This window comes from Acidiferrobacteraceae bacterium (genome assembly GCA_037388825.1).
Taxonomy (GTDB): domain Bacteria; phylum Pseudomonadota; class Gammaproteobacteria; order Acidiferrobacterales; family JAJDNE01; genus JARRJV01.
On record JARRJV010000005.1, the window covers coordinates 20907 to 32995 of the forward strand.

At 62.8% G+C, this 12089-nt stretch carries 13 protein-coding genes (1 of these 13 only partly in view); 8 read left to right on the forward strand and 5 right to left on the reverse strand.

Annotated elements, in window-relative coordinates:
• Window positions 1-3 precede the first annotated feature (3 nt).
• Together dprA and P8X48_01585 are read right to left on the reverse strand one after the other, a co-directional pair.
• Window positions 4-1104 (reverse strand): DNA-processing protein DprA, encoded by a 1101-nt coding sequence (gene dprA / locus P8X48_01580; GenBank protein ID MEJ2106005.1) that lies wholly within the window; start codon window positions 1102-1104, stop codon window positions 4-6.
• Window positions 1105-1160: 56 nt separating this feature from the next.
• Window positions 1161-2246, reverse strand: a complete 1086-nt coding sequence (locus P8X48_01585) for a LysM peptidoglycan-binding domain-containing protein (GenBank protein ID MEJ2106006.1) — start codon at window positions 2244-2246, stop codon at window positions 1161-1163.
• Between the two features lie 168 nt (window positions 2247-2414).
• Here P8X48_01585 and def point away from each other — a divergent pair, with 168 nt between their 5' ends.
• Genes def through P8X48_01625 form a run of 8 tightly spaced genes read left to right on the forward strand, consistent with a single transcriptional unit; the run spans window position 2415 to window position 11033 of the window.
• A complete protein-coding gene (def, locus tag P8X48_01590) occupies window positions 2415-2918 on the forward strand; it encodes a peptide deformylase (GenBank protein ID MEJ2106007.1) in 504 nt (167 codons plus the stop codon).
• A gap of 11 nt (window positions 2919-2929) precedes the next feature.
• Window positions 2930-3853: a methionyl-tRNA formyltransferase gene (gene fmt / locus P8X48_01595; GenBank protein ID MEJ2106008.1), complete on the forward strand. Its 924-nt coding sequence runs from the start codon at window positions 2930-2932 to the stop codon at window positions 3851-3853.
• A 3-nt stretch (window positions 3854-3856) separates the two neighbouring features.
• A complete protein-coding gene (gene rsmB, locus P8X48_01600) occupies window positions 3857-5161 on the forward strand; it encodes a 16S rRNA (cytosine(967)-C(5))-methyltransferase RsmB (GenBank protein ID MEJ2106009.1) in 1305 nt (434 codons plus the stop codon).
• Entirely contained in the window at window positions 5139-5708 is a 570-nt protein-coding gene (locus P8X48_01605) for a DUF4390 domain-containing protein (protein ID MEJ2106010.1), read from the forward strand. Before rsmB ends, P8X48_01605 begins: the two co-directional genes overlap by 23 nt.
• Window positions 5690-7909, forward strand: coding sequence for an ATP-binding protein (locus P8X48_01610; protein MEJ2106011.1), 2220 nt, complete (start codon window positions 5690-5692; stop codon window positions 7907-7909). The genes P8X48_01605 and P8X48_01610 overlap by 19 nt, the downstream gene beginning before the upstream one ends.
• On the forward strand, window positions 7906-9279 hold the full coding sequence (locus P8X48_01615) for a sigma-54 dependent transcriptional regulator (protein ID MEJ2106012.1): 1374 nt from the start codon (window positions 7906-7908) through the stop codon (window positions 9277-9279). The genes P8X48_01610 and P8X48_01615 overlap by 4 nt, the downstream gene beginning before the upstream one ends.
• Before the next feature lie 40 nt (window positions 9280-9319).
• Window positions 9320-10699 carry a Trk system potassium transporter TrkA gene (trkA, locus tag P8X48_01620; protein ID MEJ2106013.1) on the forward strand — a complete coding sequence of 460 codons (1380 nt, stop codon included), beginning with the start codon at window positions 9320-9322 and terminating at the stop codon, window positions 10697-10699.
• Between the two features lie 16 nt (window positions 10700-10715).
• Window positions 10716-11033, forward strand: coding sequence for a tetratricopeptide repeat protein (locus tag P8X48_01625; GenBank protein ID MEJ2106014.1), 318 nt, complete (start codon window positions 10716-10718; stop codon window positions 11031-11033).
• Window positions 11034-11052: 19 nt separating this feature from the next.
• Here P8X48_01625 and P8X48_01630 read toward each other — a convergent pair whose 3' ends face one another.
• The 3 genes in view from P8X48_01630 to P8X48_01640 are tightly spaced (at most 39 nt apart) and all read right to left on the reverse strand, a layout consistent with a single transcriptional unit that may run on beyond the window.
• A complete protein-coding gene (locus P8X48_01630) occupies window positions 11053-11586 on the reverse strand; it encodes a hypothetical protein (protein MEJ2106015.1) in 534 nt (177 codons plus the stop codon).
• Between the two features lie 39 nt (window positions 11587-11625).
• Window positions 11626-12075 carry a redoxin family protein gene (locus tag P8X48_01635; GenBank protein MEJ2106016.1) on the reverse strand — a complete coding sequence of 150 codons (450 nt, stop codon included), beginning with the start codon at window positions 12073-12075 and terminating at the stop codon, window positions 11626-11628.
• Window positions 12017-12089, reverse strand: the 3' end of a protein-coding gene (locus P8X48_01640; GenBank protein MEJ2106017.1) for a redoxin family protein. It continues 227 nt past the right edge of the window; only the last 73 of its 300 coding nucleotides appear in the window; the start codon falls outside the window, past its right edge; the stop codon is at window positions 12017-12019. Before P8X48_01640 ends, P8X48_01635 begins: the two co-directional genes overlap by 59 nt.

Consider the following 12089-nt stretch of genomic DNA (forward strand, 5'->3'; position numbering starts at 1 on the left):
CTGTTACCACTTCGTGCGCTGGTAGCGACCATCCGCACAACTTTCCACGAGCCCCCGAAGCTCCATGTCCAACAGCATGGAGGAAATGGCCTCGGGCGTCAATCCGGTACGTTCCACGACTGTATCGACATCCACAGGATCCGCCCCCAGCTGGTCGAGAAAGCGGCGCTCGTCCTCGGTCGTGTCGACGGGCTTGTCGACCTGGGCCGATACAGCGGCGCGCAGACCACCCACCATCGGGCCAAGTTCCGCCAGAATATCGTCCGCGGTTTCCACCAGCTTGGCCCCCTGGCGAATCAGCGCGTGACAGCCGCGTGACAGGGGCGAATGAATGGAACCGGGAATGGCAAACACCTCACGCCCCTGTTCCCCTGCAAGCCGCGCGGTAATCAGGGACCCGCTGCGCACCGCCGCCTCCACCACCAGGGTGCCAAGGCTGAGGCCGGCGATGATGCGGTTTCGTCGCGGGAAGTTTTCCCGTTTCGGAGGTGTCCCGAGTGGGAACTCCGACACCAGCGCGCCATGTTCGGCGATGCGATGGGCCAGGGAATGGTGCGCCGGTGGATAAACCCGGTCGAGCCCGGTGCCCGCCACGGCGACGGTCTGTCCACCGGCGTCAAGGGCGCCTTCGTGGGCGGCGCCGTCGATCCCCAGGGCCAGGCCACTGGTGATGGTCAGTCCGGCGCCGGCCAGGCTGCGGGCAAAGGCCAATGCCGTCTCCCTTCCCACGGGCGTCGGGTTACGACTGCCCACCACGGCCAGCTGGGGGAAGCTCAACAGCGCCGGGTCGCCACGCACATAGAGGAAGGCCGGCGGGTCGGGAATCTCCCGCAACAGGCCGGGATAGATTTCATCGAGCACACTGATCAGATGATTGTCCGGCTGCCCGAGCCAATCACGATCGGATTCGAAGTCCTGTGCGTTGGCGATGGCCGTGGGCAGATCCGGGTGTGTGCCAAGCACGCGCGCCAATTGGCTTGCGGACGCGCCAACCGCCTGCTCCAGCGATCCGAATTGATCCACCAGGGCGAGAAGCGCCTCCGCATGGAGGCCCGGAAGGCGACTGAGTCGCGCGAGAACAAGTCGGCTTTCGTCGATGGTCATCCTTGACCTCGGGCTGGGTGATTTTGCTCGCGGGTCACCCGGACCCCGCGGGTGGTTCAGGGTGTAACCACCGCATCGTTCACGTGAATGGATCGGGTTGCGGACATGACCAGGGCATAGCTGACACGATCGAAGGTGCGGAACACCATGACCAGCCCGGCATCGTCATCGGGAAGCGCATAACGCGTGCGGGTGACCGGATCCAGGGCATCTCCAATGTGACGCTTCACACGCAGCACCGTGCCCTCATCGATGCCGTCACGCCGGCCCAGACTGAGGGCGACGACCTGGTGGGGCCCGATTTCCGAAACGGCATTCTCGCCGAGCAGGATCCAGCCGCGGACTTCCTTCTTCGGCGCATGGGGCTGATAGAACGGCAGGGCATGGGCCTTGGGCGCCGGAACCAGTCGATCCGTGGGCTGAATTTCCTGACGCGCCTTGACCATCAGCAGCTTGGTCGGATCGCCCGAAGTAATCACCCTGGCATCGCCCAGGTCCACGGCCTCGTAGCCGAGCAGCCTCCCGGTTTCCGGATTGACCAGGGCGGCGCCGCGCCGCACGATCTTGAAATCCTCGACGCCCGGCGGAATGGCGCGGGCATAGAACTCGCTTCCGGCAGCGAGGACAATGCGCCCCTCCATGCCAACGGTGATGTAGCCGGCGTCTTCCAGCTCATCGTGGGTGACTACCAGCGGGGCATCCAGGAAAGGCTCGATGTCGCCCGGCGGAATGGTCGGAATCGCCTTCTCCAGGGACTCCTCCCGGACCTGAGGCTCAAGCTTGACGGTGCGCTGATCCGGGGGAATGCCCATCGTGGTTTCGGCGGGAGCGGTCGGCGACAGTTTTTCCGTCCGTTCCACGGTGAGCACCGGCTCGCCGTTGACCATCTTGAACACGATCACGTCGCCGGGGTAGATCAGATGGGGATTCTTGATTTGCTGGTTGATGCGCCAGATCTTGGGCCAGTTCCAGGGACTGTCCAGGAAACGCGTGGCGATATCCCAGAGCGTATCGCCCTTTTGCACCACGTAGCGATCCGGGTGGCCATCTTTCATCTTGACCACATCGGCCAGGACCGGGGTGGCCATCACGAGCAGCGCAGACACGAGCAGCGCCGCGAAACGGTTCAGCGTGCGGGACATAGGGCAGAAACCCCCCTTGTTTTTACACCAGTGTAGTCAAGGCAAAAACCAAAAGCCAAGGGGCCTGTGGGGGAAATTTTCTTGTTATTCAGTCGCATTTCAAAGGATAATAAACCACTTTCGTAGCAATAGAAACCGCATTTCAGCCCCGACGAAGCCGACTTCGCCATGTCATTGCGAGCCATACTGCACTACCCGGACCCCCGCCTGCGCACCGTGGCGCAGGAAGTGGAAACCGTCGACGAGGAGATTCGCACCCTCGTGGATGACATGGCGGAGACCATGTACGAGGCGCCGGGGATCGGACTGGCGGCGACCCAGATCGACGTACACAAGCGCGTCATCGTCATCGATATCTCCCAGGAGCGAGACGATCTGCGCGTATTCATCAACCCGAAGATCGTCGTCCGCGACGGGGAGATCGTGCACGAGGAAGGCTGTCTTTCGGTTCCGGGGATCTACGAGCCGGTGCGGCGGGCCGAGCGGATCACGGTGCAGGCCCTGGACCGCGACGGCCGGTCCTTTGAACTCGAGGCCGAGGACCTTCTTGCGGTCTGCATCCAGCATGAAATCGACCACCTCGACGGCAAGGTCTTCGTCGACTATCTCTCGCCCCTGAAGCAACAGCGCATCGGCAAAAAGCTGCAGAAACGCGAGCGGATGACCCTCTAGGTCGTCGCACTATGAAACTAGTCTTCGCCGGCACCCCCGACTTCGCTGTGCCCAGCCTCGATGCACTGGTGCAGGGCGGACACGAGATTCTCGCCGTTTATACCCAGCCGGACCGACCCGCCGGCCGGGGCCGCCAGGCCCAGGCCAGCCCGGTCAAGCAATATGCCCTGGCCCATGAGCTGCCCATACACCAGCCCGAATCCCTGGTCGGCGAGGCGGAAACCCTGCGCGCCCTCGCCCCCGACGCCATGATCGTGGTCGCCTATGGCCAGATTCTGTCGGCCGCGATTCTGGAAATTCCCCGCCATGGCTGCCTGAATGTGCACGCCTCCCTGTTGCCCCGATGGCGCGGTGCGGCGCCCATCCAACGGGCCATCGAGGCCGGCGACGCACAAACGGGAGTCACCATTATGCAAATGGACGTGGGACTGGATACCGGCCCCATCCTGCTGCAGCGCGCCACACCTATTAATAAGGATGACACCGGAGGCAGCTTGCACGACCGCCTGGCGCAACTGGGCGCCGGGGCCCTGGCCGAGGCCCTGGATGCCCTCGCCGCCGGCAGCCTCGAGCCGCGGGTGCAGGACGAACAGTCCGCCAACTACGCATCGAAACTGAAAAAGCAGGAGGGCGCGCTGGACTGGACACAGTCCGCGGAACTGCTGGCCCGGCGGGTACGCGCCTTCAACCCCTGGCCGGTGGCCTACTGCCAGTGGAACGGAAAGCGACTTCGCGTCCTGGAGGCGCATGCAGAGGCCGGCGCCCAGAGCCTGCAAGCGGGTTCGGTGGTGGAAGCCGGGAACACAGGAATTCACGTGGCCACGGGTAACGGCATGCTGGTCCTGACCCGGCTGCAGGCGGAAGGCGGGACCGTGCAGGACGCAGCCGCGTTTCTCAACGGGCACGCACTTTCCCCCGGCGAAACACTTGGCTAGATCGTGAGCGGCAAGCGAGCGGAACCGCCACGCCTGCAAGCGGCACGGGCCCTGTTCCGGATCGTCGACGAACAACGCTCCATCGACTCGGTCATGGCCACGATTGCCGAGGGCCGGGACCGCGCCCTGGTTCAGGAGCTGGTCTATGGCGGTGCCCGCTGGTACCACCAGCTGGACGCCATCGCTGAACTGCTGTTGCAGAAACCGTTCAAGGCCAGGGACCGCGAGCTGCACATGCTGCTGATCCTCGGTTTGTACCAGTTGCGGCACCTGGACACCCGTGCCCATGCCGCGGTTCATGAAACCGTGGAGGCGGTTGCGGCGGCGGGCAAGCCCTGGGCGCGGGGCGTTCTCAATGCCTGCCTGCGCCGCGCGCAGCGGGAAGCGGACGATCTCGATGCCCGGGTCGATCGCGACCCGGTACTGCGATTCAGCCACCCCCGCTGGCTGATCCAGCAGCTGCAAGAAGCCTATCCGAATCAATGGGAAGCGATCCTCGATGCCAATAACCAGCGCCCGCCACTGCACCTGCGGGTCAACCGGCGACGGATCTCGCGCACCGACTACCTGGCGCGCCTTGCCGAAGCCGACATGACGGCCGCGGCGTTGCCGGCGAGCGACGTGGGCATCGCCCTGGCGCAGGCGGTACCGGTCACCGCCCTGCCCGGTTTTTCCGATGGTCTGGTCTCGGTGCAGGACGGCGCAGCCCAGTACAGTGCTGAACTCCTTGATCTCGCGCCGGGACAAAGGGTGCTGGATGCCTGCGCCGCGCCCGGAGGCAAGGCAACCCACATCCTCGAACGCGAACCCGGCATCGCATCATTGTGGATGGTTGAGCAATCTCCGGAACGCGCCACCATGATCGATGAGAACCTTCTGCGCCTGGGCCTCGAGGGCAAGGTCTGCACTGCCGATGCCGCCGCCCCCGGGACCTGGTGGGACCGGCAGCCCTTCCAACGTATCCTGCTGGATGCGCCCTGTTCCGCCACCGGTGTGATCCGGCGACACCCGGACATCAAACTGCATCGCACGCCGGAGCAAGTCCGCCATGTGGTGGAACTCCAGGCCCGGCTGCTGGATGCCTTGTGGCCCTTGCTGGACCGCGGCGGTAAGCTGTTATACGTCACCTGTTCGGTGCTGCCCGGGGAAAACGCCTTGCAGATCGGGGACTTTCTCGCGCGCGCCGCGGACGCCGTCCCGGTGGCGCTGGAACTCGCCGGCGCCCCCCGGGGCGAAGACGGCGTACAACTGCTACCGGGACAACAGGATGGCGACGGTTTCTACTATGCGTGTCTTGCAAAAAAATAGTGTTGCCCTGGCCGCCGGGTTCCTGCTCGTGCTGACCAGCGCGAGCGCCATGGCTTCGTTTGAGGTCAGCAAGATCGAGGCGAGCGCAGGGGAAGGAAAACTGACGGTGTCGGGGGAAATTGATCTCAGCCTCAACAACAAGGTGGAGGAGGCGGTCTCGAAGGGAATCCCGCTGGACGTGGAAATCGAGCTGCGGCTGTACCGGGAGCGGCCAATCATCTGGTCGCGCCGGGTTGCATCCTGGACCCTGCGCCGGCAGATACGTTACCACGCGCTTTCCGGACAGTATCTGGTGCTGTATCGCGACCGGCACCCCAGGGAACTCGAAAGCTTCACCTCCCTGCAGGAGGCGCTGCACCAAATGGGAACCCTGAACAGCATTGATCTCAAGATCGGTGAACCCATTCAGTCCTCCGGTCGCTACAAACTGGAGTCGCGCGTGACCCTGGACATCGAATCCCTGCCTCCGCCGCTTCGGCCGGTGGCCTATACCTCGTTAGCCTGGCACCTGAACAGCGGGTGGTCGACATGGACCGTGCAACACTAGCCCGAAATATCCGGCGCGTTCCTCCCCTGGCCCTGCTGTCGGTACTGTTGCTGCTGGCGCTGGTGCTGATGAATGCAGCGACCCAGAATTCGGAAGTCTTCGGAAAGCTCTATTCCCTGCTCCTGCTGATCAACCTCATCGGGATCGTCGTCCTCCTGGGATTGATCGCGTTCAACCTGTACCGCCTCGTGGTGCAGTACCGGTCGCGCGTCATAGGTTCGCGCCTGACCCTGCGACTTTTCGGGATGACGGTTCTGCTTTCCATCATTCCCGTGATCATCGTCTTCTTCTTTTCCCTGCAGGCGATCAACCGCGGGATCGACAGCTGGTTCGACGTAAAGGTGGAGAAGGCGCTGGACGATGCCCTTCTCCTCGGGCGCACCGCCCTCGATGCCATCAAGCAGGACCTGGTCAACAAGGCGCACGATATGGCGACCCAGTTGTCCGGAACCTCGGGCAAACTGGTGGTGCCCACACTCAACTACTTGCGCGAACAGTACAACGTATCCGAGCTTGCGCTGTTCACCACGGAAGGCCGGGTCATCGGGTTCAGCGCACAGGAAGGACCGGAATCCGACACCCTGGTGCCGGATGCCCCCAGCGAGGCGGTACGCGCGCAGATTCGCCGGGGCCTGAATTATGCCAACCTGGATCCGGTGGAAGACGGCGAACTGCGTCTTCGCGTGGTGGTACCGGTGTACCCGCGCGATGTGGGCGCACCGCAGAATGTCCTTCAGATCCTGCAGCCCTTGCCCAATCGTTATGCCAATCTTGGGGAAAGCGTTCAGTCGGCCTTCGCCGAATATGAAAAGCTGGTCTATCTTCGTGGCCCCTTGAAGTTCGGGTTCACGCTGACCTTGTCCCTAGTGGCCCTGGTGACCGTGCTGATGTCGCTGTGGGCATCCATACTGGCTTCGCGGCGCGTCGCCGCACCGCTGCGCGATCTGGCGGAGGGTACCGCCGCGGTCGCGGCCGGCAACTACCGCACCCGCCTGCCGGTTCCGGGGAACGATGAGGTTGGCGTGCTGGTCAAATCGTTCAACGAGATGACCACCCGAATCCACGAGGCCCAGACGGAAATCAAGCGTGGGCAACGCGAGGCGGAGATACAGCGCACGTATCTCGAAACCGTGCTCACCCATCTTTCATCGGGTGTGCTTTCCTTCGACGCCCGCACCAACCTGCGGACCTACAACGCAGCGGCAAATCACATCCTTGGCCTGGAACTGGAGGACGGCATCGGAAACCACCCCGACTGGATGCGGGAGTCGGATGCCCGGCTCGGGCCGTTGGTCGATATTCTCAACGAGAACATGAAAGACGGCCCGCGTGACTGGCAGGCGGAGGTTCTGTTGCAGCGCGGATCGGAGCGCACAGTGCTGATGGTGCGCGGCAGCCGCCTGCCCGGTCTGCGCGGACGCCTGGGTGGCCACGTAATCGTGTTCGACAACATGACCACCCTGATCCAGGCACAACGCGATGCGGCCTGGGCGGAAGTGGCGCGCCGCCTTGCCCATGAGATCAAGAATCCACTTACACCGATCCAGCTATCCGCGGAGCGGATCCGGCAAAAATGCATGGACCAGTTGCCGCAGAAGGAAAAGGAAACCCTGGACCGGTCCACCCGCACGATTGTAGACCAGGTTGATTCGCTCAAACGCATGGTCAACGACTTCTCCAGCTATGCCAGACCGGTGCCCATGCAATCCTCGCTCGTGGACATCAACGATCTGGTACGGGATGTTGCCGACATGTACCGTGGCAAAAGCGAGCGCCCCGACCTCGAACTGGAGCTGGCCGATGCACTGCCGTCGCTGCGGGCCGATCCGGGACGCCTGCGCCAGGTGCTGCACAATCTTCTGCTCAATGCCGGCGATGCCCTTGCCACGCGCAAGGATGCCAGGGTCATCATCGGTACGCGTGTGATTGGCGAGTCGCCCAATCGCCAGCTCGAGCTCGAGGTACAGGACAACGGACCGGGTTTCCCTGAGGGATTGCTGGACCATTTGTTCGAACCCTATGTCACAAGCAAGGAAAAAGGCACGGGGCTTGGTCTGGCGATCGTGAAGAAGATCGTCGAGGAACACAACGGCAGCCTGGTTGCCGCCAACAACGAAACAGGGGCCTGCGTGACGCTGCATCTGCCGCTGGATGAAGCGGTGGGTGAATCGAACACCGGCACCAGGAAGCGACAGGCATGAACCCGGAACACATCCTCGTCGTCGATGACGAACCGGAAATCCGGCGCCTCGTGCAGGAAATTCTCATGGACGAGGGCTATCGCGTCACCACCGCGGCGAAGGCCGCGGCCGCGGCCGAGGCCGTGGGAATCGAAAAACCGGATCTGGTCCTGCTGGATATCTGGCTGCCCGACGGGGACGGCATCGCCCTGCTCAAGGACTGGTCCACCGCCGGGTCACCGCCCTTTCCCGTGGTCATGATGTCCGGCCACGGAACCGTGGAAACGGCGGTCGAAGCCACCCGCCTGGGGGCCTACGACTTTATCGAGAAACCGGTGTCCATGGCCAAGCTGCTGGTGACCATTCGCCGGGCGTTACAGGCCGAAGCACTGCGTCGAGAAAACCTTTTGCTTCGACGCAGCCAGCTCACCGCCTCCGAACTGGTTGGGAACAGCCCCGCCATGGCCGCCCTGCGTGAAAATATTACGCGCATCGCCGCCACCAATACCTGGGTCCTCATCACCGGCGAACCCGGCAGCGGCAAGGGGGTTGCCGCACGCTACCTCCATCGCATCAGCCCCCGCGGCGACGGGCCCTTTGTCGAAGTCAGTCTGGGCGCCATTCCTCCAGAAAACGTCGCGGTGCAGCTGTTCGGCAACGAACGGGGCGACGAGGTTACGCCGGGCAGCTTCGAGCAGGCCGACGGCGGGACGCTGTTGCTGGACGAGGTGGGAGACCTGGATCTGGCCGCGCAGGCGCAATTGCTCAATGCCCTGGAGGCCGGTCGCTTCCTGCGCGTGGGCGGAAACTCACCGGTGAGCGTGGACGTACGAATCGTGGCAGCGACCAACCAGGACCTGGCGGCGGCGGTGAAGGACGGCCGATTCCGCGAAGACCTGTACTATCGATTGAACGTCGTTCCGGTGGAGATGCCGCCGCTGCGCGAACACGCCGAAGACATCCCCGCCCTGGTCACCTATCAACTGGAGTGGCTGGCACAGAACGACCACCTGCCGTCACGCGACCTGGAGCCGTCGGCCATGACGGCACTGACGAAGTACTCCTGGCCCGGGAACGTGCGCGAACTGAACAATCTACTGCAGCGCCTGCTGATTCTGAACCGGGGCGGGCCCATCAGTGCCGAGGAAGTGCACCAGGCCCTGCGTGGCGTCGGGGTGAACGCGGAATCCATCGAGTTTCCGGTGGAGCTGTTTGGACAACCCCTGCGCGAGGCGAGGGACGCCTTCGAAAAATCCTACCTGGAAAACAATCTGCAGCGCACCAACGGCAACATCACCATGCTGGCCGAGATCTGCGGGATGGAACGCACCCACCTGTACCGCAAACTCAAGCACCTGGGGATCATGCCCAATCGCCGCAAGGAAAAATAAGGCTTCAATCGCTATGGTTTTGCCATTACTCTAACGCGCCATGAAGATCATCATCCTCGGTGCCGGTCAGGTCGGAACGTCTGTGGCCGAAAATCTCGTCAACGAGGCCAATGACATCACCGTTATCGATCTGGACGGGCGTCGGCTGGAGGAGTTGCAGAACCGCCTGGACCTGCGCACCGTGCATGGCAACGGCGCGCACCCGGATACGCTGCGGCGTGCCGGTGCGGAAGATGCCGACCTGATTCTGGCCGTCAGCAACAGCGACGAGATCAACATGGTCGCGTGCCAGATCGCCTACTCCCTGTTCCATACGCCGACCAAGATCGCGCGCATCCGCGCGACGGAATTTCTCTCCCATCCGGAGATCTTCACCCAGGAAGCGATTCCCATCGATGTCATCATCAGTCCCGAGCAGATCGTGACGGACTACATCCTGCGCCTGATCGAATATCCCACCGCCCTGCAGGTTCTGGATTTCGCCGGTGGACTGGTGCAACTGGTGGGCGTGCACGCCCTGGCCGATGGCCCGCTCGTGGGCCATGAGATACGGGAGCTGGCCGAACATCTTCCCAATGTCGACACGCGCGTCGCCGCCATCTATCGACAGGACCGGCCCATCCCGCCGGAAGGATCGACCATCATCGAGAAGAACGATGAGGTCTTCTTCATCGCCGCGAAAAAGCATTTGAAGTCGGTCATGGCAGAGCTGCGCAAGCTCGAGCGCAGTGCGCGCCGGGTCATGCTCGCTGGCGGTGGCAACATCGGCCTGCGCCTGGCGGAGAGCCTGGAAAAGAGCGGTTATTCGGTGAAGTTGATTGACCGCAACCCGGAGCGCACACGGGAGGTGGCCGAACGCCTGCACAAGACCGTGGTACTCATGGGCGATGCCGCCGACGAGGAACTGCTGATCCAGGAAGGGATCGAGGAGGCCGACGTGTTTTGCGCCCTCACCAATGATGACGAGGCCAATATTCTGTCGGCCATGCTTGCCAAGCGACTGGGTGCACGCAAGGTGATGTCATTAATCAATCGCGGATCCTATGTGGATCTGGTACAGAACGTCGGCGGCATGGATATCGCGATCTCGCCACAACAGGCAACCATCGGCAGCCTCCTGGCCCATGTGCGTCGCGGCGATGTGGTCGCCGTCCATGCCCTGCGTCGTGGTGCCGCCGAGGCAATCGAGGCGGTGGCCCACGGCGATTCCAGCACCTCGCGCGTGGTTGGCCGCACCATCGACGAGATCAAGCTGCCTTCCGGCATCACCATCGGTGCCATCGTTCGCGCCACTGAGGTATTGATGGCCCACCACGATACCGTGATCGAAGCTGACGACCATGTGATCCTGTTCGTGGTCGACAAGCGCCACATCCCGGACGTGGAGCGCCTGTTCCAGGTGGCGTACACCTTCCTGTAAGCGGCTTCTGTTCGCCATGAGCATGATCGACAACCTGGAAAACATGCTCACCACCGGCAAGGAAACCGCCCTGCTGCGCTACAGCCTCGGTGCCGAATACCTCAAGCTCGACGACTTCGCCAAAGCGATCCCTCATCTGCGGCGGGCGGTGGAACTGGATGAACAGTATTCGGCCGCCTGGAAGCTGTTGGGCAAGGCCTACGCCGGTGCCGAACGCGCCGAGGATGCAGTCGAAGCCTACACCCGTGGCATTGCCGTCGCAGAACACAAAGGGGACAAACAAGCGGCCAAGGAAATGCGGGTGTTCCTGCGGCGATTGCAGAAGTCGTCCTAAATCATCCCGCGCGCAAACTTCAGAAGACTTGGTCCCGGACGGGCCGCCAGCCTCGGCGATCATTTCGCGAGCGGCGGTCATCCTCGAATCGCACGCCGTCTCGTCGGTCCGTGCCTTTGCGCCGCTCGCCGAGCGCGCGCCGCTCCTCGACAAATCCGCCACCGGGGAGCTCGACGAAGCCCTTGGCCCTCATCTTCAATCGGTATTCGAGCAGGTTGAATCCGCAATGATTGCAGGTATCGCCAGTCACGCGGCTGCGACAGGATGGACAGGACAAGGACGGCGGTTGTTCTTCATTGCCAGGCTCCTGCGGCAGGATCTCGCACAGGGCACCCAGCTTCTTCATGCGGGCCTGGAAACGCCGCGCATCCTCCCATGACAGATTCCGACCGACCTGGACGGCTCGGCCCGAAAAAAGTGAATCCAGCTTTTTCGCCGAGAGTCGGAACCGGCGCTTGATGTTTTGCCGAACCTCCGCGACATTTCTGCCATGCACCGGCAACCCGGTAAATACGACGTGATACTGTCCATCGACGGTCAACTCTTCAGCCATGGCTCTCCCCTTTCTTTCAGCCCCTAATCCGAACGGCGATCACGCGGTGCAGGCGGAATGCCTCGGTGCAGCCACCAGTCCCGCCGGCACCTGACCAGTGTAAATTATCTTGGCCGGACCCGGCCAGTGGCAATCATCCCATCCGTAGGCCATGCCGTGCTCTTCCAGCATCTTCTTGGCACGGGCGCAGTAAGGGCAGCCCGGCTTGGTGATGATGCTGACCGATTCCGGAATGCGCGCCTTCGGATTGATGTATTCGATCATGGTGTCGGCGTCGGACACCTCGAACGGATCACCCGGCTTGTCCGGCTCGATGAACTGCTTCTCCACCACACCGTCCTTCACCAGCATGGAGTAGCGCCAGGAGCGCTTGCCGAATCCAAGATCGCTCTTGTCGACGAGCATGTTCATACCTTCGGTGAACTCGCCGTTACCGTCCGGGATCAGGGTGACGTTGTCCGCCTCCTGGTCCTTTTTCCACTCGTCCATGACAAAGGCGTCGT